General features: G+C 46.4%; 20 protein-coding genes. 11 read left to right on the top strand and 9 right to left on the bottom strand.

What is annotated here, in order from left to right:
• Positions 1–42 precede the first annotated feature (42 nt).
• Positions 43–2,340, bottom strand: coding sequence for an amylo-alpha-1,6-glucosidase (locus NDI44_RS12795; protein WP_190411612.1), 2,298 nt, complete (start codon positions 2,338–2,340; stop codon positions 43–45).
• Positions 2,341–2,768: 428 nt separating this feature from the next.
• On the opposite strand from NDI44_RS12795, the gene NDI44_RS12800 reads away from it, so the two are divergent.
• On the top strand, positions 2,769–4,268 hold the full coding sequence (locus NDI44_RS12800) for a glycoside hydrolase 100 family protein (protein WP_190411613.1): 1,500 nt from the start codon (positions 2,769–2,771) through the stop codon (positions 4,266–4,268).
• Positions 4,269–4,275: 7 nt separating this feature from the next.
• Here the strand turns inward: NDI44_RS12800 and NDI44_RS12805 are convergent, their stop codons facing one another.
• The 4 genes from NDI44_RS12805 to NDI44_RS12820 form a co-directional block, all read right to left on the bottom strand.
• On the bottom strand, positions 4,276–5,325 hold the full coding sequence (locus tag NDI44_RS12805) for a glycosyltransferase family 4 protein (RefSeq protein WP_190411614.1): 1,050 nt from the start codon (positions 5,323–5,325) through the stop codon (positions 4,276–4,278).
• A gap of 75 nt (positions 5,326–5,400) precedes the next feature.
• Positions 5,401–5,763 (bottom strand): hypothetical protein, encoded by a 363-nt coding sequence (locus tag NDI44_RS12810; RefSeq protein WP_190411615.1) that lies wholly within the window; start codon positions 5,761–5,763, stop codon positions 5,401–5,403.
• 138 nt (positions 5,764–5,901) lie between these two features.
• Positions 5,902–6,078, bottom strand: coding sequence for a hypothetical protein (locus tag NDI44_RS12815; RefSeq protein ID WP_190411616.1), 177 nt, complete (start codon positions 6,076–6,078; stop codon positions 5,902–5,904).
• A 226-nt stretch (positions 6,079–6,304) separates the two neighbouring features.
• Positions 6,305–7,687 carry a cytochrome P450 gene (locus NDI44_RS12820; RefSeq protein WP_190411617.1) on the bottom strand — a complete coding sequence of 461 codons (1,383 nt, stop codon included), beginning with the start codon at positions 7,685–7,687 and terminating at the stop codon, positions 6,305–6,307.
• A 275-nt stretch (positions 7,688–7,962) separates the two neighbouring features.
• On the opposite strand from NDI44_RS12820, the gene NDI44_RS12825 reads away from it, so the two are divergent.
• The gene (locus NDI44_RS12825) at positions 7,963–9,243 is read left to right on the top strand and encodes a sodium:proton antiporter (RefSeq protein WP_190411618.1); all 1,281 of its coding nucleotides are present in this window, start codon (positions 7,963–7,965) and stop codon (positions 9,241–9,243) included.
• 46 nt (positions 9,244–9,289) lie between these two features.
• On the opposite strand, the gene mutL is transcribed toward NDI44_RS12825, so the two are convergent.
• Positions 9,290–11,029, bottom strand: coding sequence for a DNA mismatch repair endonuclease MutL (mutL, locus tag NDI44_RS12830; RefSeq protein ID WP_190411619.1), 1,740 nt, complete (start codon positions 11,027–11,029; stop codon positions 9,290–9,292).
• A 201-nt stretch (positions 11,030–11,230) separates the two neighbouring features.
• Here mutL and NDI44_RS12835 point away from each other — a divergent pair, with 201 nt between their 5' ends.
• Complete coding sequence (locus tag NDI44_RS12835) at positions 11,231–11,764, top strand: rhodanese-like domain-containing protein (protein ID WP_190411620.1); 534 nt, start codon at positions 11,231–11,233, stop codon at positions 11,762–11,764.
• A gap of 44 nt (positions 11,765–11,808) precedes the next feature.
• Here the strand turns inward: NDI44_RS12835 and NDI44_RS12840 are convergent, their stop codons facing one another.
• Positions 11,809–13,242, bottom strand: coding sequence for a DNA cytosine methyltransferase (locus tag NDI44_RS12840; protein WP_199304782.1), 1,434 nt, complete (start codon positions 13,240–13,242; stop codon positions 11,809–11,811).
• A gap of 484 nt (positions 13,243–13,726) precedes the next feature.
• On the opposite strand from NDI44_RS12840, the gene NDI44_RS12845 reads away from it, so the two are divergent.
• Positions 13,727–15,160, top strand: coding sequence for a hypothetical protein (locus NDI44_RS12845; protein ID WP_190411724.1), 1,434 nt, complete (start codon positions 13,727–13,729; stop codon positions 15,158–15,160).
• 67 nt (positions 15,161–15,227) lie between these two features.
• On the opposite strand, the gene NDI44_RS12850 is transcribed toward NDI44_RS12845, so the two are convergent.
• Positions 15,228–15,653, bottom strand: a complete 426-nt coding sequence (locus NDI44_RS12850; RefSeq protein ID WP_190411622.1) for a late competence development ComFB family protein — start codon at positions 15,651–15,653, stop codon at positions 15,228–15,230.
• A gap of 724 nt (positions 15,654–16,377) precedes the next feature.
• On the opposite strand from NDI44_RS12850, the gene NDI44_RS12855 reads away from it, so the two are divergent.
• The 6 genes from NDI44_RS12855 to NDI44_RS12880 all read left to right on the top strand — a co-directional run bounded on the left by NDI44_RS12855 (position 16,378) and on the right by NDI44_RS12880 (position 21,305).
• Positions 16,378–16,929, top strand: a complete 552-nt coding sequence (locus tag NDI44_RS12855; protein ID WP_190411623.1) for a hypothetical protein — start codon at positions 16,378–16,380, stop codon at positions 16,927–16,929.
• 18 nt (positions 16,930–16,947) lie between these two features.
• On the top strand, positions 16,948–17,493 hold the full coding sequence (locus NDI44_RS12860; RefSeq protein ID WP_190411624.1) for an RNA 2'-phosphotransferase: 546 nt from the start codon (positions 16,948–16,950) through the stop codon (positions 17,491–17,493).
• Between the two features lie 72 nt (positions 17,494–17,565).
• Positions 17,566–18,774 (top strand): AAA family ATPase, encoded by a 1,209-nt coding sequence (locus NDI44_RS12865; protein ID WP_190411625.1) that lies wholly within the window; start codon positions 17,566–17,568, stop codon positions 18,772–18,774.
• 25 nt (positions 18,775–18,799) lie between these two features.
• Positions 18,800–19,603 (top strand): DUF6615 family protein, encoded by an 804-nt coding sequence (locus NDI44_RS12870; protein ID WP_190411626.1) that lies wholly within the window; start codon positions 18,800–18,802, stop codon positions 19,601–19,603.
• Between the two features lie 67 nt (positions 19,604–19,670).
• The gene (locus NDI44_RS12875) at positions 19,671–20,639 is read left to right on the top strand and encodes a hypothetical protein (RefSeq protein WP_190411627.1); all 969 of its coding nucleotides are present in this window, start codon (positions 19,671–19,673) and stop codon (positions 20,637–20,639) included.
• Positions 20,640–20,663: 24 nt separating this feature from the next.
• Positions 20,664–21,305: a ThiF family adenylyltransferase gene (locus NDI44_RS12880; RefSeq protein ID WP_190411628.1), complete on the top strand. Its 642-nt coding sequence runs from the start codon at positions 20,664–20,666 to the stop codon at positions 21,303–21,305.
• A 406-nt stretch (positions 21,306–21,711) separates the two neighbouring features.
• On the opposite strand, the gene NDI44_RS12885 is transcribed toward NDI44_RS12880, so the two are convergent.
• Positions 21,712–22,542: a DUF1206 domain-containing protein gene (locus NDI44_RS12885; RefSeq protein ID WP_242037002.1), complete on the bottom strand. Its 831-nt coding sequence runs from the start codon at positions 22,540–22,542 to the stop codon at positions 21,712–21,714.
• 174 nt (positions 22,543–22,716) lie between these two features.
• On the opposite strand from NDI44_RS12885, the gene rppA reads away from it, so the two are divergent.
• Positions 22,717–23,409 carry a two-component system response regulator RppA gene (rppA, locus tag NDI44_RS12890; RefSeq protein WP_190411629.1) on the top strand — a complete coding sequence of 231 codons (693 nt, stop codon included), beginning with the start codon at positions 22,717–22,719 and terminating at the stop codon, positions 23,407–23,409.
• Positions 23,410–23,466 lie beyond the last annotated feature (57 nt).

Here is a 23,466-nt window from a genome sequence, read left to right on the forward strand (position 1 = left end):
GCTTGATAAAGCTAGGTGGGCATTCCCCACCCAGCTTCTAAATCAAGCTTCAATCACAACCCGCAAATTACCGCGTTTTTTGGCAACCCGACAGGCAGTGGTATTGCCGGAACGCTCAAATTCCAAATCCAGCAAAGTCTGCCCCACTCTCAAGTTCTGTAGCGCTAGACGATTAATCGACTCCGGCAAAGCAGGATCGATAATCCGCAAGCAGTTATTGGGAGCATCGGGAACTAAATTTACCATCATTTGCAGCAACTGGAAGATACTGCCGGTTGCCCAAGCTTGAGGAGAACAAGCGACGGGATATTTGACCGTAGTGTTATCTTCTGTGCGTTCGTAACCGCAGAAAAGTTCTGGCGGTCGTTGATAAGGTTGCTGTAAAGTCATATCCATTAAAGCTTTGGCAAGTTCCAGCGCTTGATCGATTAGACCGAGCGATCGCACCCCCATCGCAATCATGGCATTGTCGTGAGGCCACACAGAACCGACATGATAGCCCATCGGATTATAAGCCGGTGACAAACTACTGAGGGTGCGAATTCCCCAGCCGTTGAACATATCCGGTGCCCGTAGCCGTTCCGCCACGCTATAAGCTTTTTCTGGTGTCAAGATGCCCAAATACAGACAGTGACCGGGGTTAGAAGTAATACTATCAACCTGATTGCCGTCGCCATCCAAAGCCAAGGCGCAGAAATCTTCCTCTGGCATCCAAAAATCCCGATTGAAGCGATTCTTCAAATCTCTCGCCTCATCTTGCCACCTGTCGGCTAAATCAAGGCGCTTCTTCATGCGGGCAATTTCTGCCAGACGGATTTTGGCAGCATAGACATAAGCTTGCACTTCACAAAGAGCGATCGCGCCCATCGCCATCTGCCCCTTGCGATTCACAATACAGTCGCCAGAGTCTTTCCACCCCTGATTCGCCAAACCCCGCTTCGATTGACGTTGGTAGATGAGATAACCCGTTTCCTTGCTGTTGCGGTCAATCCAATCCATTGCCGCCAAGGCATTAGGCCACAGTAGCTCTAGGGTTTCCCGATCGGCTGTCCAGGCAAAGTGTTCCGCATACAGCATTAACCATAGCGGGGTCGCATCTACGGTGCCGTAATAAGGTGTATGGGGAATTTCTTCACAACGCGCCATTTCACCCAACCGCAGCTCGTGCAAAATCTTCCCTGGCTGCTCATCGCGCCACTCATTATCCGTTTTCCCTTGGTATTCAGCCAAGATCGTTAGGGTTTCGCGGGCAATTGTCGGATCGAGCATCAGCGTTTGCGACGCCGCAATAATCGAGTCGCGCCCAAACAACGTCGAAAACCAAGGCACCCCAGCCGAGAGTACCTTCCCTTTGCCGAAAGACTGGCGTAGTAAATAAGTATCCTGCTCGGCTCGCTCGATCGCTCGATTAAACGTGTTTTTGTCTGAGCGAATCCCGGTTACGTGTTGACGCCACTCCTGCTGCTCCGATAACTCTGCGGCTCTAGCCTGTACCAGCGTGACTGGGGCAGATACCCTAGAAGTGGGACGGTTATTGGTACGCATTTGCAGCCGATAGCCCAGTTTTTGGGTTTCGTGAGGCTCCATCTCCAGCTGCCAAACTGCCGTATAACCACTGAGAGTGTCTGGCTGGCGATGAACAAACTCGATGTGCGATTCCATTACAGAGCCATCCAACCCTTGATAAGCGAGCGTCATTTCTTGCTTTTCGGGTTCTGCGGCTTGACTTTTAGGCACGGCTCGTAACAGCTGCCCCTTGTTTTTTCGACCGTACCCCCGAACTACAAATAAGTCCACAAAATCCGCATCAAAGCTGAGACTCAGCTGAAAGCGAATGGAACTGGTGCTGTAGTTGGAAACAGTTAATTCTTCAAACAGCGCTCCATTTAGGACAATTTCTCGGTTAATTCCGATGGTGTCGGCTCGAAGAGGTGCAAAGTCAAAAATTGCCCCGCCGTCAATTTGCTCATTTGGCTCTAATTTATCCCCTCCCTCTAATCGCTCTCCTCCGTCCATGCTGGGATTGGTACACAGAACTGAAAGGGCAAATCCTTTGTCAGCTGTGCTACTGAGCAAGACGGGGGAGCGTCCGTTAATTTGCAGTTCCAGGCGACTAAGGAACCGCGTATCGGCGCAGAAAAGCCCCATGCTGGCATTCATGTCATCGCCTAAACACCCGGCAATGTTGCCCAGGGTATCGGTGACTAAAAACAGGTCATTGTCTTTAATAGTAAGAGTCGGTTGGGGGCGATCGCCAAGAACGCAAGGCCACTCTGGAATGGGCAGCTCTTGTGCGGGAACAAAGGTTTTTCCGTCCAGTTCAAGAATATCCGGTGCCATGAATCAGGTTTCTGCTCAAGAATACAGGGTCTTTGTGAGGCTTTAATCAGGGTCACACGATCTAATTTAAAACCTTACCCATCGCTACTGATATTCAGTAGAGGATCGAGGTTTCGACAAATGTGCCCTTTTTATACTTCTACAAATCTAATCAACGATCCGCTCTATCGTTCGGAGAGAACAAAATTTCCAATTTTTTTCCAACTCTCTTACTGCGGACGGATTTTTTCTTCGCTCAACCTAGTCAATCATGCCCTTTGCGGGGATGACGGCGTTAAATGGAAATTCAACAATACACCACACCCTGCATTCTATAGTACGCTCTATTTAAGGGATTATGTTGCACAATTCTCTGGCTTAAAAGTGTCTGTGATGAAGCAGCATCTCGTATAATAGATTGCTCTAGAAATTAAGGAGGTTCGCATCTGATGGGAGTAGAGGCACTGGAAATAGAAGCATTACAAATACTGGTGGATTCGCTTATCTCTTATAAAGGACGGCTGGTTGGAACTCCAGCCGCTCATACTTATAAAAAAGATAAAAATGAAATAAATATCCCCAAAAAAGTTAGTAGAGATACGCTGAATTATGACCAAGTTTTTATTCGTGATTTTGTTCCAGTAGCACTTTTATTTTTAGTTAAAGGTGAATTTTCCGTTCAACTTGATAACAAAAAAGAGGTTACAGTCAACGGCAAGGAAATTGTCAAAAATTTTCTAGAAGTAACGTTAGAACTACACCAGCAAGAAAGATCCGAAACTTTTTTGAATACGGGTCGAGTTTTAATGCCAGCTAGCTTCAAAATTATTAAGAATAAGAAGGGCAAAGAACACTTAGACCCCGATTTTGGTCAGCACGCGATCGCTAGAGTCACGCCAGTTGATTCTAGCCTCTGGTGGATTATCCTGTTGCGGGCTTATTGGAAAGCGACGGGCGACACCTCTTTAGTCCATCAAGCCGACTTCCAAGAAGGAATCAGATTAATTCTGGAACTTTGTTTTAGCGATCGCTTCGATCGAGAACCTACTCTCTTAGTTCCCGATGGAGCTTTTATGATTGACCGTCGAATGGGCATCTATGGATACCCACTAGAAATCCAAGTCCTATTCTACGCTGCCTTGCGTGCTGCTGATGAGCTACTCGACCGCAAAAATCACAACAATAAAGATATTCTCTCAGCGATAGAGAAACGATTGGGTTCTCTGGCTAACCATATTCGGACTGAGTATTGGATGGATATGGATCGTTTAAATCAAACCTATCAGTACAATGTTGAGGAATATGGGGCAACCGCTATCAACAAATACAATATCTATGCCGCATCTATTCCTTATGCTAATTTAGACGAATGGCTGCCAGAAGACGGGGGTTATTTAGTTGGAAATATTGGCCCATCGCAGATGGATTTTCGATTCTTTTCGGTTGGTAACTTGATGGCAATCGTTTGTTCCTTAGTTACCAACGATCAGTCCGAAAAAATCATGAATCTCATCGAAAAACGAGATAAAGAGCTAATTGGACAAATGCCTTTCAAAATCTGTTATCCAGCCATAGAAGACGAAGATTGGAGAATTTTGACGGGTTGCGATCCTAAAAATAGTCCTTGGTCGTATCACAATGGGGGCAGTTGGCCCGTTTTGATGTGGATGTGGGCAGCCGCCGCTCGAAAATTGGGTCAAGACGCAAAAGAAGAGGAATATATGCAGTTTGCAAAAGCAGCAATTGAAAAAGCTGGAAAACGTTTGCAAAAAGAAGATTGGCCTGAATATTATGACGGGAAAAGCGGTCACTTAATTGGTCGAGAAGCCAGAAGGCATCAAACCTGGACTTGTGCCGGGTATTTATTAGCAAAAGAATTGATGACGCCCTCTGGTTTAGATCCCTTAGAATTAATCAAATTCAAGGAAAAAACTTATGCCAAAAATTAGTAATTTGCTAGTGTTTTACTCCTTCCGGATTCCCCATTAGCGTCATTTGATAAGCTCGTTCATACTCATCCACCATCGTCTTGACGCTAAAGCGATTCAAAACGTAGTCTCGGCACGTCTGGCGGTTTAAGGTCATCGCTTGTGGAATTGCGTCAATCATTTCTTGCAGAGAGTGACAAACAAATCCACTCTTGCCATGCGCGATGACTTCTGGCACCGAACCCATCGCCATTCCAATCACCGGCGTCCCCGTTGCCATCGATTCAATCATTACCAAGCCAAATGGTTCCCGCCAGGTAATCGGGAATAGCGTCACGGTGGCACCTCCTAGTAACTGCGCCTTTTCTTCGTGAGAAACTTCACCGAGATATTGGATTTGTTCGCCATCAATCAGCGGTTTTATCTGTTCATGAAAATAAACTTTGTCTACCGGGTCAACCTTACCTGCCATTTTTAAAGGATAGCCGCTGGCACGAGCAATTTTTATTGCTCCTTCCGGACCTTTTTCTGGGGAAATACGCCCCACAAAGGCTAGATAGGGCGGTTCAATTGCTTTTTCCTGAAAGGGATATACTGCTGGGTCGATGCCGTTGTAGACCGTATGGATGTAATTTAAACCGAGTCGGGGTTCTCTCTGAGCTTCACTGATACTGATATAAGGCTCCCATGCAAATTGCCGGAATATTTTCTCATTATCTGGCGTGAAAATGCCGTGTGTGGTGTGTACGGTCGGCGTCTTCACAAAAGGCGTATAGGGCAGAGCTGCATAGCCGACGTGGGAGTGAATAATATCAAAGTGATGCGCCTGTTGATAGACCTGAGAGAGCATCATTAGCTCATAAACTCCAGGCTCTTTAATCTTTGAATCTAAGCGCAGCGCTTGGTTATGCACTGACTTCATCTGAGCTTTTGTAATCGAGTCTCCAGAGGCGAATAATGTTACCTGATGACCGCGCCGAACTAATTCATCAGTTAGTAAACTGACAATGAGTTCAATCCCGCCGTAGCGAAAAGGTGGCACTCGTTCCCACAGCGGTGCAATTTGGGCAATTCTCATAAGAAAAACTGGAAGATGACAATCTTCAAAATCTTAGCTTAGTTTGCTCTGTTTAGAAACTAGATGTTTTCACCGTTAGCGATATTTGTTGCGAATCACATTGCGGATACTCCAGTAAAAGTTACTCCACTCTTCTACGAAGGTTTTAAGCATGAGAAAAGCGAAACATATAATTCCTACTGTAATCGCAGCGGCTTTTAAAAGGCTTATCTGGGCACCCGCTATTTTAAATATTCCAGCACAGACTAGAGCAATGATTCCTCCAATTATTATGGATTTTACAGTTTTAAAAACAATAACGATAATCACCATAAATATAGATTCTAATCCTGAAAACAAGACATTTATCGCTTTAACTAACTCATTTCCATAACTTAAAAGTAACCAACTACTAATCCCTAAACCTGCACAAATTAGAATAATGTTAAGTATTATCATTATTTTGCCCTGATTAGTTCTTAACTAAAGATACTATGCTTCAACAAATCTGAGAATGAAGAAAACACTTAAAAGTTCCAGATTTTAACCAGCCTTTAGCTAAAAATACATAGAAATTGAGCATTTACTTCACCATCTTTACAAAATCGTTGTTTTTCTCAATCTTAAACCAGAGGCGATCGCTACCAAGATAGCGATCGCCTCTGGATGTCCTGACTTTAAAAACTGCTGAATCCTGTAGAGGCGGGGTTTTCCCGCCGCTGCTGTGAATTGCAAGAGGACATGGGAAAGAAGATTTGGTACCAAGACTTGCATATTTTAAGCCCATGACCTTTTCATTAGAAGATAGGACTGAAGACAGAAGGAATCAATAAGAGTCAGAACTGTGCAAATTTACTAGGGATTTTCACAAGCCATTTTTGCAGTGTATAGAGTCTTTTGCATATCTTCAGCCGTACCTGTTAGTTTTCCAAGCGTTTCTTGTAAATCCTGATTGGACTGGCTAAAGCTCAAACTGAATGACAATTGAGCGAACAGTTATTTATGCAGACGTAGAAAGGGGCTGATGTATTTGAGTATTCTGGGGACGCTGACTGGTGATAAGCATCTGCATCGTTGCCGGGGGTGCTAAGGTAACGCCACGACGGACAGGTTTAACCGGACGTTGATCGGTGAGAGCTAGTTGATAACGCGAAAGCATCTTCGCCAGTACCAGCTTCATTTCAAACAAGGCAAATGCCATCCCGATACAACGACGATTGCTGCCACCAAAGGGCAAATATTCATAGGGAGAAAATTGTCGTTCCAAAAAGCGCTCAGGCTTGAAAGAATTTGCTTGGGGGTAAATATCCTCACGGTGATGAACCAGATAAATACAGGCAGCAAGCGGTGTACCGGCATCAAATTGATAGCCCATCAGTTGCACTGGCGATCGCGCTATTCGACCGAAAGTAAATAGCGCCACTGGATAAATTCGCAACGTTTCCGAGCAAACAGCGTTGAGATAGGGAAGTTTAGAAATGGCGCTGACATCGGAAACATCCCCAACACTATCCAGCTCCTTGAGAAGCTTGTCCTGTACCTCTGGTTGTTGGTGTATCCAATACAACGCCCAAGCGATCGCTGAAGCAGTGGTTTCGTGACCCGCCAACAGGAAGGTCATTAACTCATCGCGCAATTCTTCATCCGTCATTGGTTGCCCGTCCGTATCCCGCGCAGACATCAACAGCGTAAGAATATCTGTGCGATCTGGATCGAATTGCTCCCGGCGTTGCTGAATCTCATCGTAAATGAGTCGGTCAATTTGCTGCCGTCGGCGAAGAAATTTTCCCCAAGGACTCCAAGAACCCAAATCTCGTTGGAGTGAAGGAAAAAAGAGGACGGTGGATGAGAGGGGAGAACTCACAGCATCCAGCATCGAAGTAAGGAGTCCCTTGAGTTCCTGGAAACGCTGACCCTCATTGATGCCAAAGACAGCGCCTAAGATGGTTTCCAGAGAAATCTCTTGTGTGGTGGCACGAATTAGGAAGGGTTTGCCAATCGTCAGCCGATTCATGACTTCCTCGGTAATGTCACAAATCAACTTGCCGTAAGCTCGCATTCGTTCCCCATGAAAGGGGGGAGTCAATAGCTGTCGCTGGCGCTGGTGGCGATCGCCATCTAGTAATATCAGAGATTGGTCGCCCAGCAAAGGTTGTAAAATCTTATTCCCACTACCGCTGTTAAATTGTCTGGGATCTGCCGTTAACAGCTCCTGAATTCCTTGCGGATTGCTAATGAGTACATACGGGGGAAAGCCACCCCAGCGAGCTGTGAAGCAGTCACCATAAGCTTTAACAGACGTTTCTAGGTACTGCACGGGCTGGGAAATCCATTGGAGTAGTTGCAGAAATTGCGGCGTCTGCGGCCCATCAGGCAGTGTCATAGCGTTTTTCCTTTTATCGATCGCAAAACTAAGCTAGCAGAGGCAGCGATGCGATCGCTGTAATCTGGGGCGAAAACCTTCCACTAGAAAACCTTCCACTACAGGATAATTCGACGTCAGCGTTTAGAGGATTTCAACGAGTGCAATCCTCAGCCTTCAGTCGTAAAAGTGGATCGATGCATTTTGTCTAAAATCTAGCCCGGTGATGATTTGGGGTCTTCGGCAAGTCAGTAGAGTTCAGAGGGTACTGTTTTCAACTATGCGATCGCCAAGTCATGCTCCAAGTCCTATTCCCTCCTGTAAGTAACTATATTCTTAACGTGTTGGTAATTGGTCTACTCCTGCTCATGGTCACGCTGGGATCGAGCTGGATTTCGCGAATACCCCTCTCCTATGCGATCATTTACCTGATCGTGGGTATCGGATTAGGGCAATACGGGCTTAAGTTAATTCAGATACGACCAGACGCGGAGTTTCTGGAACGACTAACGGAATTTGTGGTGATTGTCTCCGTTTTTGGCTGCGGTCTAAAGATGAATCGCCCATTCAGATTAAGGTCGTGGAACACAACGGTGCGGTTGATTGGATTTCTGATGCCGATTTCAATTTTTGCGATCGCTGCCGTTGGTCATTGGTTTTTAAAAATGGATTGGGGTCCAGCGATTTTACTCGGTGCAATTCTCGCCCCAACCGATCCCGTCTTGGCTTCAGAAGTTCAGATGGGAGATCTAAAAGATAAAGATGAGCTGCGCTTTGGTTTGACTTCGGAAGGCGGTTTAAACGATGCGCTTGCTTTTCCGTTTGTTTATTTCGGGATTCACGCCTTAAAAGATAGCAACTGGGACAACTGGTTTAAACAATGGGTAGCGGTTGATTTACTTTGGGCGGTCGCGGCTGGCATTGTCATGGGAATTATCGCGGCAAAAATAGTTGTTTTCGTTGACCAGCAACTGCAACGTTTCCGCCAGGTCGATGAATTGATGGAGGATTTTGTTGCTCTCAGTACGATTTTGATCGCCTATGCTTTGACAGAAATTGTTAACGGCTACGGCTTTTTGGCAGTTTTTGTGGCTGGAGTCGTCGTTCAGCGGAGTTACCGCGATCCCGAAAAGAAAATTTCGCAATTTGAATTCACCGAACAACTTGAGAAACTACTGGAAGTCGCAACAATTTTGATCTTAGGAACGCTATTGCGGTATGAGCCGATTCGCCAGTTTGGTGGTCAGGGTCTCTTGGTAGCAGTCTTGTTGATTTTTTTGATTCGACCTCTTGGAGTTTGGATTAGCTTTCTCGGTCGTCGCTACCCCTCTGAAACCCGCTTTTTGTTTGGCTGGTTCGGCATTCGTGGCGTTGGTTCTTTATATTATCTTTCCTATGCTTTTGGCGAAGGTTTAAAAGATACTTTGGGCGAACAAATTGCCTGGATTACTTACATCGTTATCGTGATTTCTATCTTTTTGCATGGGATTAGTGCTACTCCTTTGATGAATTGGTACGAACACAATATCAAGAGAGGAGGCAGGCAAAAGAAACAAAAGGTTACTGCTGATTCTTGATAATTCAGTAAGGACACGGCAATGCCGTGTCCTTACTGAATTATTTCTAAATCCCATGACTTTTGCCAATTACCCAATGACGGCGGAAGAAACGCGAAAGCGCTGATTCTTCTAGGGACAAATAAATTGGACGACCGTGGGGACAAGTGCGAGGATGACGAGTTCGCTGCCATTGCTCTAAGAGAGTTTGCATCTGGGGTAAGCCGAGAGGAGTCCCGTTGCGGATGGCGGTGCGGCAGGCGATCGCTACTTGAGCGGTTTGTAAATCTCCACCCAAGCTGAGTTCCACTAGGGCGTCTGCACAATCTTCTCGCTCTCGTAAGGGTGCGGGTGCTGTGCGAATCGCCCACAGTTGTTCGCCAAAAGGTTCTATATCTAAGTTGATCTGTTCGAGTTGCTGGATCTGAGCGGGAGAGAGATGATTCAAGATGACGGGGGGTTCTAGGGGAACGAGTTGCCAAGCTTGGCACAACTGCTCGAACAAAACCCGTTCGTGGGCAATGTGCTGCTCCACCAACCACACCCCAGCCGGATGCTCTGCCACAATGTAGGTGTTGTGAACCTGGGCAACGGCTCGGAGTTCCATCAATCCGATCTCATCCGTTTTCTTTGCCTGAGTATCCGTTGGCTGCGATTGCAGGGAACGATTAACGCTGTAGGCACTTTTCGCTTCCGCTGCTTTGATCAGGCGGCTGACTCGTTCTGGGGTTTTTTCCAAAATTGTCCCCACATTCAAACGCAAGGCTTGCTCAATCGCTGATGTCACCTGCTCTTGCCAGTAATTGAGCTGGTTTAAGTAAATTTCGGCTTTGGCGGGATGGCGGTTCCAGTCTATTTGACTGGCACAGATGAAAAGATGGAGAAAACAAATCGGGTAGCGATCGCGCGGTAGCGTTCGCATTAAAGCCCCCAGGATCGTTTGCTCCAGTTCCGGCGACTTTACGTGCCTTCCATTCATCGCCACCCGTACCCAATCGGGACGGCGGCGATGGCATCTATCTGGCAAGCCGAGTACCACTGTTAGGGTTGAGTTTAGAGTGGAGTTGGATTCTCCCCCGTTTCCAGGCGCGTCTGTTCCTGCTTTTTCTGGAAGCGTGGGCACTTCCACTGTCAGATGCTGCAAATCACTCGGTCGGATTTCCCGGAGAATTTGAGGCAAAATCTGTTGCGCTGTCTTCCCAGGACTAATGGTGAACCATTGGCGGTCATTTTGCTGAACCTGCCAGGTGACATGAGGATGACAAAGGGCGATTTGCTGAATCGTGGCTTGCACTGATCTGAGTTGTTGAGCGACGGAAGGCATTCCCTGACGCCGCGCCAACCAATTGCCAAACAGATTAGAGACGGTGACAACAGTACCGGGCGCGATCGCTACAGTTTCCACCTGCACGAATTCCCCGACTGAGTTATAAACCACTCTCCAACCTTCACAACTTCCCGCAGAACGACTAAAAATCTCCAATTCTGCTAACGCTGCCAAACTGTGCAACGCCTCTCCCCGAAATCCCAGACTGCTAATTTTCCACAAGTCTTCTAAGTCGCGGATTTTGCTGGTGCTGTGGGCAGTTGCAGCTTGTTTCAGGTCTACCAAATCCATGCCGCAGCCATTGTCTGCGACTCGTACCCGCCACTGTTCCGGCGATAGGCAAATGCTGATGCGCGTTGCACCAGCGTCAAGGGCATTTTCCGCTAATTCCCGCACCACAGCCGCCAAAGAGTCAATAACCTCTCCAGCTGCGATTAAATTTACTACCTCTGTCGGTAGAGTTTGAATACTAGACACCATGAGATCCAGTTTAGTTTAGGCGAGAGTTGCTGTTTATTTGCCGCAATTTTGCCGAAAATATTTGTCAATTGGGATAGGAATTCTAACACTTTACTCTGCCTAAAGAAGGATTATTTAAATGTTCTTTCTCCAGAAAGAGAAGTTAAATATCAAATTTTGATTAAATTTCCATTGAAGAGATCAATTACTTAGAGTTTTTTTATGAGTGACATTCAAAACAACATTGAAGGCGCTAAAGACAAAGCCGTAAGTGGCGTTGAAAGCGCTAGTGCCAAGGTTCAAGACACCATTTCTAAGGCAAAAGAAGCCCTTCCAGATATTACTCCCACCCCACCGGGAATGAAAACGCAGTCCAGCGTGAATGACCTGAAATCCCGTCTGGAATGGGGCGAGCCAGCTTTAACAATTCTCGATGTGCGCGAGCGCGGTGCCTTCAACGAAGGCCACATCATGGGAGCCATGTCCATGCCGATGGATGAATTAGTAGAGCGTGCGAAAACTAGCCTTCGTCCCGCCCGCGATATCTACGTCTATGGCGACAGCGACACCGAAACCTCTCGCGCAGCTTCCGAACTTCGCTCGGCTGGATTCCAGTCCGTGGCTGAACTCAAAGGCGGTTTTCCTGCATGGAAAGCGATCGCAGGTCCTACAGAAGGGGCTGCTGAATCCCAAAATCCTCCAGGAGCACCGGGATACAATCCTGTCTCTGCAACCAAGAGTCAGGTACAAAAGTAGATTTAGCGGTTTGTCAGTCGTCAGTTCTCAGTAGTGGGTTGCAATCAACCATGACGATTGACGCTTATCCAATAGTGAGCCGCGTCCCACGGGTTAAACCTCACTAGCTCGATATCACCCAAATTTATCGGCTGTTGTGGCATGGGTGGTCTGATCCCTAAGGCAGCAATAACTTGATACCCGACGGCTCTTGCCAGTTTTGGCGGCACGGCGTTTCCAATTTGTCGAAACCCGTGCCATTTTGTTGTGTGGAAGCGGAACCAGTCCGGAAAAGAGTGCAGTCGCGCCGCCTCGCGGACTGAAATCACTCTGGGATAAGTTGGATGAATCGGACGGGGAGAGGTGTAGCGACCGCCTCCAGAACCCGTACCGGCGCGTAAGGTATGAGACAGCGTATCCCAATTCAACCGTCGAAAGCGACTCACCGATTCTAGCTGTCCGGGCACTGTTTTCTCGAACCGTTCAATCGAAGCTGCCGTGTGTTGGGTTCGCAGAGAGCTAGTCAACAGATGAGGATTGACTAGCCGAGGATAGGCGAAATTATTCGGTTCGGGTGCAATCCCCATTAAGTGCTGTGCATAGATGCTGGCTAATGTCTCCATCTGCTCTAGTTGTCGCTGCTGTAGCAAGACTTCATCAGTTGTCAGGAGTTCGGGAAAATCATCTAGGTTGGGGAGATCGGCGATCGCATCCTTCACGGTCACTCGAAAGGATAAAGAGTGCAGGCTCAAAGGATTCTTCTTTTTGCCTCTTTTCTTTGGCAAGGAAGTCTTTGGCAAGGAAATATCGGGGAATAAAGTATCGGAGAATGAAGTATCGGGGAAGGTTGTCTTAACGCCTTTACCTGCGACAAAACCTGCGACAACAGGATAAGACAAAGGCACCTCCCCGGCACGAGTTCCTAATAAAAATAGCCTTTTCCGATTCTGCGGCACCCCAAAATCCGCCGCATTTAATACCTGCACGGGTTCGGTGATGTGGTACTCAACGGATTTAAACGCGCTCTTGAGCTGTTCGAGATAAATCGCGTGTTCTTTCTGAGCAATGCCGGGTACGTTCTCCATGAGAAAGTAACGGGGTTGCAGTTCAATGACTAATCGACAGAAATGCAATACCAAATCGTTGCGCTCATCGTCGAGACGCCGCTTGCCCATTAAAGAGAACCCTTGGCAAGGGGGTCCCCCAATTGCTAAATCGATTTCACCATTCCAAGCGGGTGCGGGTGGGGAAACCCCGCTGCTACCCTTGTGCAATGCCCATCTCTGTAACGCTTTTCTAATCGCTTCAGCGGATAGCGTCCTCGCATCGGCACACAAAACCTCGGTATGGGGAAAGTTAAAGGCGTGAACGGCTGCGTGAACGGGGTCAACTTCAACTGCCACCGCTACATCAAACCCAGCCTGCTCAATCCCTAAAGAAAATCCACCCGCACCCGCAAATAAATCGACCGCAACCGGACGGCGATAGAAATGAACCATCCCCATACAGGTGTTCTGACTTGGTAGAGAATTTGTATTCTATCGTCAGTCTCTAAAGCGCAAAAATTTTTTTCCAGTCTCTTGACGGTATTGTATTACTTTTGTAGTATATAGAAGTATCTGATTTTGAAGCCATCTGGCAGTAGCCGTGGAAGCGAAACCGACGCTTTTAGGCGACGTGACTTTATCTCCAAGAGCAGACGGCACTTATATTTTTCTGCTCCGCGCCCAGATGAGTGAAGCATACACACCTAGGGTTCTGGTTGTCATGGGTTCAAATCCCATTCTCTCCAATTGGAGATGTAGCTCAGTGGTAGAGCACCAGAAAAAGTGAAACGGCTTTGCCGACTTGCGCGGAGCTTATAATTTCCAATTCTTCAAGCGTTCGCCCCGTATCCAAACCGAGAAAGCTTACATACTTATTTCCAAAGTAACCAAGAGCTTTCTCAACTTGTACGGGGTGACTTATATCGAGGTGATTCCTGTGCAAACAGCCGAGCGCGACTTGCGTTTAGATATGTTAAATAGTCTGCTAACCACGCCTCACCGGGAGCTAGAGAAGGTGAGTGAAGTTCACAGGACGATGGTGGAAAGCGACCCCATCTTCTACGGACATTTAGCAGTCTGGTATCAGCGCAACGGGGATGTCCGCGACCACAAAGAGGTATTTGTGGGGAGTTTGCTGAGCAGTAGCTTAGGGGAACACCGCGACGCTGGTTATGTGCTTTTGCAAGAGTTTCCGCCTTATCAAGTTGCGCGGATTGTAGACTTCTTGAAGCAACACCGGGGTAAGTTGCCGCGTTCTACTCGAACTGCGGTGCGGCGCTATCTGAAGGAACGGGAGAAAAATCCTGTATTCTTCGATCGGGCAGCGCTACGGGCACGGAGTGCGATGAAGCACCTGTATGCTAGTTTGCATATTAAACCGAGCGATCGCGCGGATGCAGTGTTATTTAAGGACAACCCGCCAGAAGATAGTTTAGCCTTTGCGCTAAAGCTGATGGCGATCGCATCTTCACCCTTAGAACAAGCGCAACTAATTGTAGAACACAAAATTCCCTACACAGTTGCCGTGGGAGCCATCAAACAAATGACCCCCACCGTGCTAGTCGCGCTGATTAACTCCATGACACCACAAGAGGTGATTAACAACCTCAAGTCACTGCAATCTCGCGGTGCGATGGAAAACCCCCAGGTAAAAGCACTCATCGACGAGAAATTGGAGAAAGCGCAAGGAGATGTCCGAGTAGCAGCTTTAAAGGCGCGTGTAGCAGCAGATGCGGCAGAATTAGACGCCGATACCGCTGCACGGCTAGAGCGCGTCATGGACGAACAGGTGAAAAAGCGTGGCAAAATTGCCAAACCGACTGCCTTATTAGTAGATAAATCTAGCTCAATGGAGAGTGCCATCGAAGTCGGAAAGCGCATTGCCGCTTTAATTTCCGGTATGGCGGCGGCAGATTTATTCGTCTACGCTTTCGACACCATGCCTTACCCCGTCAAAGCGACTGGGAACCAGTTGAGTGACTGGGAACGGGCATTCCAGCACATCAAGGCAAACGGTGCCACCAGCATCGGTTGCGGGTTGGAAGCGATGCGCCTAAGAAAGCAGCTGGTTGAGCAAATCATCCTGGTGACGGACGGAGGAGAAAATAAAGCTCCCTACTTTGTGGAAACTTTCGACGCCTACAAGCGCGATCTCAAAGTAGAACCAAGCGTCCTCATCGTCAAAGTAGGTTATTCCTACGATTGGTTAGAGCGCAAGTTACAGGAAAAACAGGCGCAGATAGATACTTTCACCTTTGCGGGTGATTACTATTCTCTACCGAATTTAATCCCGCTTTTGGCTGCTCCTTCGCGTCTAGAATTGCTGATGGCAATTCTGGAAACACCGCTACCCGTGCGGGATGATAAGTAGCAAGCAAGTAGGGTGGGCAAAAGCCTACCTTACTACTCCAAGCCTTGGCTTGTCGTTGTGGGAAAAATTATGGTCTATTGATGTAGGCGATCGCTTCTGTGACTTGCTGGGAAATCAGTTGTTGGAGTTCGTCTCTGGCACGTTGTTGCTGATACTCGGCACCTTCTTTTGTGGTGGCATAGAGAGGGGGCACTCTATTCAAGACATAGGCAACAATATCTCCCAGCTTCTGGATGCAATCGCTTGTGGCTTCAATTTCCTCCAACTGTGCGATCGCCTCTTCTTGCACCAATTCTTCCATGACGTTGACGATCTTTTCACCCGGCTCGGTTGGCTCAAGCTCTCCTCCAGTAGGAGGTCTGCGTCGTGGAGGTTTTGGAGGCTCGCCTGAATCAAATTCCGTCAAGGGTGTTGCATCATCAACGGACGATTCATACCGAGAATTTAGCGTACCTAAAGGATAAGTTGATGGTCGGGAATTTGGATTTGTCATATAGCTCACCAGTACCAATGCTTCATTTTTAGCATCTGTCGTAATTTTGCCAGTGCGATGGCTTGTAGGGTGAGTATTGGCCGCGAAAATCCTAGATTCCTACAAAGGCTTTTATATTAAATTGGCTTGATTGAGATCAATGCTTCCAGTTTGAGCCAACAATTACCTGACAAGCAATGCCTGCCATTCAGTTCAATCAAAGGTAAATTTCTTTTTTACTCAAGATTTTCCAGTTGAGATGTAGAAAGTCTAATTAAAAGTCATAGAGCCTTATTCACTGCTTCCTCACCTGGAAAAGCCTTAGCAACATTGGGTGCTAGCAATACTAAGTTAGTGCTTTGTTTGTAACGTTCAACATACTTCCCCTTGACATAGCCATCCATTTGAGCAATGTCGTATTCAGCACAAAGTTCATCATCAAACTCGGTGTTAATTTCCTTCTTTATTAAACCTTTGTTCTCTGCGCGTTGCTTCTTTTGCAGCGATCGCTACCTCCTCCACAAAGACGGTACTGAGTTGCATTAGCCAAATATCAAACTCATTGCACGGTAATACAGTAGGGGCACACGCCTGTGCGCCCCTATGATTGGGAAAATAGAAACAATCGGGAATCTGCCACAACCATCCTGTAGTACCTTATAATACAAATATTCAATTTCCCTTTCTTCTTTCCCACTCAGGACTCAAGAGGCGATTCATCGCGTCTCTACACATTTAGCCCTCAATGCCGCTTTTTGTAAAAAGTCGCCGCACATCCCTAGATACTTTGCGTAAACGCTATGATGCAGCAACGATTCTCGACGTAACTTCTCGCAGTACCGAACCTTGGGTTCGCTTTAGCCCTTTTTATCCGCATGGTGGAATTCCCGTTCCTTTTTCCCCAGGACACTTCAGCTATACCGTTGAAGGAATTTGGCAAGGATTAAAAGTTTTTGAGTCTGCGGATGTAGATCCGGGCAAACTAGCGATCGCTAATATGAAAGGGATCAAGCGCACGACACAAACTTTCGGCAAGGTTCTAGGGCATCGTGCAGGCTTAACCGGAGACAAATTATTGTCCTATGTAGAAGCGCGTCGTGCCATCTACCTACCATCGTATAAATGGGTACTAGAGAACCGCCTTCAGAACCTACTTGCGGAACTCAAACAGCTAAGTGCAGACCAAACAGTATTGTTATTAGATTATGAAACAAACTGCGATTTAGACGATTTATCGAGTCCTTTATCCCACGCAGGATTGGTCAAGCGATATTTAGAAGATGACTGGTATTGTTAAGCTAAAAAGAGCGACTTAATGAATAATTCTCGCTTAGTTAAAATTAGCAAATATCTCAGCAAGCATCTTCGGCATACTCCTGAAGCCATTGGTCTTGAACTTGCACCTGGTGGCTGGGTTGCTGTTGATGAACTTCTAAAAGCGTGTGCAGCTCGTTCTTTTATGCTTACTCGTGCTGAACTTGATGAAGTTGTTGCTAAAAATGACAAAAAACGCTTTTCTTTTGACTCAACAGGTACCTTAATTCGGGCGAATCAAGGACATAGTACAGAAGTTGATTTGCAGCTAGAAGCCGTTGTTCCTCCAGATGTATTATACCACGGTACAGGACAGGGTACAGTCGAATCAATTTTGAGTACAGGACTGTGTAAAATGTTGCGGCACCACGTTCATCTATCGAAGGATATTTCCACCGCAAAAACTGTCGGCGCACGACATGGTCGTCCAGTAGTTTTTGCTGTAGATGCGGCGGCGATGCACAAAGCAGGATATGAATTTTACTGTTCTGAAAATGGGGTTTGGTTGGTGGATCGCGTTCCAGCCGAATACTTGCAACAAATTTAATGGCAGCTTGGAAAAATAACTGAGCGCATTACTTTCTCATCATTCCATCACAAAGCAAGAAGAACTGAAACTATGGGATCGGGATATTTCGGAAACGACGAAAGCAATCCAGGCAACAAAAACCCGCAAGCTAAAGGCTTATTAGGTGCAGGTTGGCGACCCTTAACTCGGCAGATAGACTGGGGATTTCTTTGGCATTTAGTGTTTAACGATTCCAAAGAGCTAAGCCAGAAAACTTTGGGTTTAGCCAGCGATATTGCTGATGCAATGGGTCGCAACGAATATACTTGGTGGGCAAATATTTTAAATGTATTTTCTGAAAGTACGCGATATGAAGTTGATGAATTCTGGAATTATATTACCCCAGATCCTCCAACTCCAGATTATCGCTTCCAAGACGTTTTAAGTGTTGATTCGCCTGTGATTCAATTTGTCAGTCGTAACAGCATTCCCATTGAACACGTCCTCAACCGGCTACAGGAAATAACGATTTTCAAAATTCTGGAATTATTGGGTCGTCCAGATATGATTACCCAGTATTATCTAGATCGATATTTTTATTTTCCGGTAGATCGATTTGTTAACTGGGAACGTCTCGATATTATTAACACGGTTTATGCCTATTGGCCTCAACAGCAAGCTTGGCTAGAAATTGAAAATTTAGATCGGGGACGGCGACGCTATACCCTAATGGCGAAGGAACTAGCGCCACTGATCAATAAAGCAACTTTCAATCTTGCAGTGATGCTGAGTGGCTACCAAAGTCGTGTAGGAAAAATTCACGGCGAATTTCCAATTCGGTCGTTTCCCGCTGACATTCAAAGTTTTACTGATACGGTACAGCAGGCAATTCTCGACCAAAGTCAGTTGGCGGTTCTCGTCCACGGAGATCCGGGTACGGGGAAAACTGCTTGGACGCAAGCTGTAGCACAAGAAATTCTCGCGCCTCTCGGATATGTGATTTTTATTCTGGATCACGATGCGGTTGAGAATTTTGTGCCGCCAAGTTACTTAGAGCGAATTTGTCTAATTATCAACGAAGCGGATAATTTAGCCAAAAATCGCGCTTCTGAAGCTGCTCAAAATAATAATAAGACGGAGCATATTTTGAGCTTACTGGATGGAACATTGTATCAAAGCGTAATTGATGATTTGGGAATTCATACTAAACAAAAGTTAGTTGTTTTAATGACTTGCAATACAACTGAAAGATTAGACCCAGCCGTTTTACGCAAGGGAAGAGTTGATTTTACCTATGAATTTGCTCACCGATTTGTGTAAGCTATCTTAAAAAAGAGGATAAGCAATGCAAAATTTGTACACTTCAAATTCAAATTTTGATATTTGTCATACGTTTTGTAACCGTGCAATCGAGACGTGGAATCTAATGTATTTTGGTGAAATAGCCGGGATTTCAATCTCAGAAACCACTTTGACAGAATTAAATCTTTTGGAAATAAAACGGCGTCATCCAACAAAGGTGTACATCAAAAAATTTTCACAACAGGACGAAGGAAAAACAACTGGAGCAGATTGGGAATGGTGGATAGGTAGTAATTCACAGTGGCTAGGTATAAGAGTTCAAGCGAAGAGGCTGAAAGACAAGAATGCTGATTCATATTCATCGTTTAATCACTCAAATATACATGGTAAACAGGTAGATATGCTACTTAATGATGCACGCATAAATAGACTGTATTCCATGTATTGTTTTTACAACTCAGGGTATATTAAAACTTTTCCTTCTCGATGGAATTGTGGGACTTTTGCCCAACAGGAAAACTTTCTTGGTTGTTCTATTGCCGATGCCTTGACTGTGAGGGATATTCTTAATAAGAACAAAAAAGATTTTTCAGTTAATTTTTCATCAATAAGCTACCCTTGGCATTGTATTGTCTGCTGCCAAGGTTTTAGGTCGTTAGGTTACACAGATTCGCTGCCAGGACGTGCTGCTAGTTTCATACAACATATCTCCGGAGGGTTAACAGAGGAAATTCAATTAATTCGGGAAGAGCCACCATCCTATGTTCGGGGATTATTGCAAAGAGAAGCAACGGATGAGGGAGAACTTCCTGAAGGTATTTCTGGTCTATTTGTAATCAAGGAATAGAAGGTGAGTAAGTTATATGATTCCACTATTTATCTTTAGCTCGGAGTTGATTTGAGGGGCTAACTCAATGGCAGATATTCGCAACCTCCTTAACCAAATTGCTGCACAGGAAGTGCAATTGCGCGATACTCAATTTCTCGCACCGTGCGTGGGTGGGGGGAAAGTACGCGCTTCTGTAGCGGGGATGGTTTATACCTTTAAACCGCAGCCACAAGACTTTGAAGGATGGGGCATTTTTCAGCCAATGAACGAAAAAAAGGCTGAAATGGTGGAGGAAGCAAACTTGCCGCAGGTGGCGGAATATCTGCGACTGTTGAAGCCGTTGCGCCTGCGTTTGGCTTATGTGTTGCAAGGACAAACTTGGCTTGCGTACCCTGTTAACGAATCTGATATGCAGCAGCGCTTGGGTGCCGCTAAGCCAGTGCCGGTATATTTAGTTACTGAGGGTGCAGCATTTGAGCCAATAATTGCGCGTTGGGATGGCGGTGCTTGGTGGTTTGATGAACTCGATCGACGAGCAGATCCCCTGGTGGCGGAACAACTCAAAGAACAATTGAGGAATGTGACGGAAACGGAAAATCTTCGCTTTGCGGGGATGACGCCAGAGATGCGTACCGTCTATGACTTGGCGTTGCAGCAGACGGAAGAATATCAACGCCGAAGGCAGCAACAACTTGAAGAAGAACGCTTGTGCCAGCGGCGACGGGATACAAGACGCCAGCAGCAGGCACAGCGCCCATACAGACACCATCAAGAGGTACGCCAAGATCCGGATCGGCGGGCGATGTCAGGTGATGAAAGGCGCGTGCGCGATGCCTTGGGGATGGGTGGTGGCGAACTCGAAGATGTGCGCGATCGCGGTGACTTTTGGCAAGTCGAGTGGACAACCCGCAGCGGTGAACGTCACATCTCTGCCATTGACAAGCGCGATCTGACAGTAATAAGTTCTGGGATTTGCCTAAGCGGACGCGATCGCGATTTTGACTTGCAATCCCTCGTTGGCGTTATCGAAGCGCGAGATAACTGGGACTTTTGAATTAGTCATTAGCCATTAGCAAAAATGTCTATCTTTTTTCACGAACAACTCCACAGAACATCTGCACTGATGGCGAAGCTAAAAGACTTCCCGGTGACGGTGTGCGGTGCGGGGGCGCTGGGGGCGAATATTACTGAAAATCTTGCACGTTCTGGCTTTGGGAAGCTGGTGGTTATCGATCGCGATCGCATTGAGGAACGCAACCTCTCCACTCAGCCTTACTACCGTTCAGATGTTGGCGCTTACAAAGCTAAAATTCTCACCAATACCCTCTATCGTGCCTTGGGTGTTGCCGTTGATGGGCGTCCGAAAGAATTAACATCAGCAAACGCTGCCCAATTGCTCAACGGGAGTGCGGTTGTTATTGATACTTTTGATAACAGCATCAGCCGCCAAATTGTCAAAGATTATTGCACAGCGGCAAATATTCCTTGTCTGCACGTTGGCTTAGCTTCCGATTATGCTGAAATTATCTGGAACGAAATTTACCGCGTTCCTTCACCAGTAAACGATGACGTTTGCGACTACCCGTTAGCGCGAAATTTAGTAATGTTGGCTGTTGCCGTAGCGAGTGAAGTAATTATTAATTTTGTCGCCACTGGTAATCGGGAAAGTTTCACGGTGACACTGGGAGATTTTGCCGTCAAACCATTTGATAAGTTTTGAATTTTGAATTTTACAGTGCAGATATTTTACCGATGGTTGAGAAGTGAGAGGATAAGCTTGAAAAATAGCATTAGTTAACCTCTATTAACCAGAGAAAGCGCAGCCTTTCTGATTCGGTGCGTTACTAATTTCTCAGCTCCTAGAGCAATCAGGAAACCCCCTCCAAGACAAGCAGCTTTTGAGAGATTTCCACTCTCAAGAACGAATCCAGAAATTGCTGCTACCACTCCTAAAACAACATATAACTGGAGCAGCCAAAGGGGTTGAAGCTTAAGATCCTTCAGTAACAACTCATCATGCTTGTTGAGCATATCACTTACAAATATCTGAAGTTAGGAAAATACTTAACTATCTATTCAACCACCATAAAGCCTATCTTTGCTACTACCTCTGTATTAAAAATTGACTATCTGGTAGCAAAATGGCGGTACCGAGCTTCTACGAAGTTATAAATCCCATAAGCGATTAAACCAAGCGCCACAATTCCTAACAACCAAGGGCCAAAAGGTTGTTGTGCCAGTGTTGCTAGCGCCCCACCTAGTCCCTGAACTTGGTTAGCGTCAGACAGACGCCCCGCTTGAAGCAGAAATAAGCCAGTAATGGAAAAGACAACACCACGGGCAGCAATCCCAAATCTGCCAGCAAAAGTTGCCCATTTCTGCTCTTTTTCGCTCATCTGGTTGACTTTCCACTTTTTGCGGAATTTCGCTTTATAGGCTCTGTAAAATTGATAGAAGCCCATGCCGATGACAGCGGCTCCCACAATTCCAACTAGAAATTGACCGAAGGGCTGCGCTAACAAGCGGGCTGTCCAGTCTTGGGAGGAATTACTATTACCGCCGCCTCCCGAACCCATGATCAGCTTAATCGCACTCCAGGCTAAACCAGCATAGATTAAGCCGCTGCCAACCGCTCCCAGGCGCGATGCAAGACCTTTGGCATCGGTGCCTTTGTTTTCCGGATCGGCGATCGCTTCCACGAAACGCCACAACACGTAACCAAGCAAACCCAAAGCAACGATTGCCAGCAAGAATTTCCCAAAAGGCTGTGTCACAATCGTCACCAGCGCACCCTCTGTATCGGTGGTTCTGCCGCCTGCACCAAAGGCTGCCTGCGCCGCCAGCACTCCCACCGTAGCGTAAACGACCCCTCGCGCCCCAAAGCCCAAACGTGCCAGTCTTTCCACCCATGTAGATGCATTATCTGGTGTCATCGGTTGGTTTGGTCTAGTCTGCATTTTTTTTTCTGCGTGGGAGCAGGTAAATTGTGGTTTTCTACCAATCTTGTAGCAATATTTACTCTTATCTACATCTACCAAAGTGCTTAAAATACTGCTGTAGAGGCGCAATTTCTTTGCCCCTACAGAGTGCTACCTTGCTGATGTGTAGCAAATCGAAGAAAAAAGGGGATTATGCGGGTTCTCCTAGTTGAAGATGAGCCAGATTTAGGGGCGGCAATTAAGCGAACTCTCAGTCAAGAAGCGTATGTGGTTGACTGGGTTCTGGATGGCACGCAGGCATGGGAGTTTTTAGAAACCCAGTGGACGCAATATACGCTGGCTATTTTTGACTGGTTACTGCCAGGATTATCAGGAATTGAGTTATGTCAGCGACTACGGGGAAAAAATAATCCTCTGCCAGTATTGATGTTAACTGCTAAAGATCGGATGGAAGATAAGGTGGCTGGATTGGATGCTGGTGCAGATGACTATTTGGTGAAACCGTTTGGGATGGCGGAACTATTGGCACGATTGCGAGCATTACAAAGGCGATCGCCTCAGCTTCACCCCCAACAACTACAAGTGGGAAACCTGACTTTAGATTACGGCACTCATACAGTTTGCTATCACAATCCATCGGATGACAAACAAATCATTCCTCTGACTAGCAAGGAATTTCAGTTGCTGGAATATTTGATGAAGCATCCCAATCAAATTATTACCCGCGATCAGTTATTAACTCAGCTTTGGGAATTTAGTGCAGAACCGATGAGTAATGTAGTAGCCGCGCAGATGCGATTGTTGCGGCGTAAATTAGCGGTTTTTGGATGCGATCGCTTTATCGAAACTGTTTACGGTATCGGCTATCGTTTGAATAGTTATTAGTCATTGATCATTGGTTTTTGACAAATGACCATCGGCTATCGTTTGAATAGTTATTAG

The organism is Trichocoleus sp. DQ-A3 (assembly GCF_039961975.1).
Classification (GTDB): Bacteria; Cyanobacteriota; Cyanobacteriia; order Cyanobacteriales; family FACHB-T130; genus FACHB-T130.

Bases quoted from the DNA above. Each gene is read 5' to 3' on its own strand.
- NDI44_RS12875 (WP_190411627.1), top strand. From the start codon at position 19,671: ATGGCAGATATTCGCAACCTCCTTAACCAAATTGCTGCACAGGAAGTG.
- rppA (WP_190411629.1), top strand. From the start codon at position 22,717: ATGCGGGTTCTCCTAGTTGAAGATGAGCCAGATTTAGGGGCGGCAATT.
- NDI44_RS12820 (WP_190411617.1), bottom strand. From the start codon at position 7,687: ATGACACTGCCTGATGGGCCGCAGACGCCGCAATTTCTGCAACTACTC.
- NDI44_RS12870 (WP_190411626.1), top strand. From the start codon at position 18,800: ATGCAAAATTTGTACACTTCAAATTCAAATTTTGATATTTGTCATACG.
- mutL (WP_190411619.1), bottom strand. From the start codon at position 11,029: ATGGTGTCTAGTATTCAAACTCTACCGACAGAGGTAGTAAATTTAATC.
- NDI44_RS12800 (WP_190411613.1), top strand. From the start codon at position 2,769: ATGGGAGTAGAGGCACTGGAAATAGAAGCATTACAAATACTGGTGGAT.
- NDI44_RS12810 (WP_190411615.1), bottom strand. From the start codon at position 5,763: ATGATAATACTTAACATTATTCTAATTTGTGCAGGTTTAGGGATTAGT.
- NDI44_RS12850 (WP_190411622.1), bottom strand. From the start codon at position 15,653: ATGACAAATCCAAATTCCCGACCATCAACTTATCCTTTAGGTACGCTA.
- NDI44_RS12825 (WP_190411618.1), top strand. From the start codon at position 7,963: ATGCTCCAAGTCCTATTCCCTCCTGTAAGTAACTATATTCTTAACGTG.
- NDI44_RS12815 (WP_190411616.1), bottom strand. From the start codon at position 6,078: ATGCAAGTCTTGGTACCAAATCTTCTTTCCCATGTCCTCTTGCAATTC.
- NDI44_RS12885 (WP_242037002.1), bottom strand. From the start codon at position 22,542: ATGCAGACTAGACCAAACCAACCGATGACACCAGATAATGCATCTACA.
- NDI44_RS12880 (WP_190411628.1), top strand. From the start codon at position 20,664: ATGTCTATCTTTTTTCACGAACAACTCCACAGAACATCTGCACTGATG.
- NDI44_RS12835 (WP_190411620.1), top strand. From the start codon at position 11,231: ATGAGTGACATTCAAAACAACATTGAAGGCGCTAAAGACAAAGCCGTA.
- NDI44_RS12795 (WP_190411612.1), bottom strand. From the start codon at position 2,340: ATGGCACCGGATATTCTTGAACTGGACGGAAAAACCTTTGTTCCCGCA.
- NDI44_RS12840 (WP_199304782.1), bottom strand. From the start codon at position 13,242: ATGGTTCATTTCTATCGCCGTCCGGTTGCGGTCGATTTATTTGCGGGT.
- NDI44_RS12805 (WP_190411614.1), bottom strand. From the start codon at position 5,325: ATGAGAATTGCCCAAATTGCACCGCTGTGGGAACGAGTGCCACCTTTT.
- NDI44_RS12855 (WP_190411623.1), top strand. From the start codon at position 16,378: ATGCCGCTTTTTGTAAAAAGTCGCCGCACATCCCTAGATACTTTGCGT.
- NDI44_RS12860 (WP_190411624.1), top strand. From the start codon at position 16,948: ATGAATAATTCTCGCTTAGTTAAAATTAGCAAATATCTCAGCAAGCAT.
- NDI44_RS12865 (WP_190411625.1), top strand. From the start codon at position 17,566: ATGGGATCGGGATATTTCGGAAACGACGAAAGCAATCCAGGCAACAAA.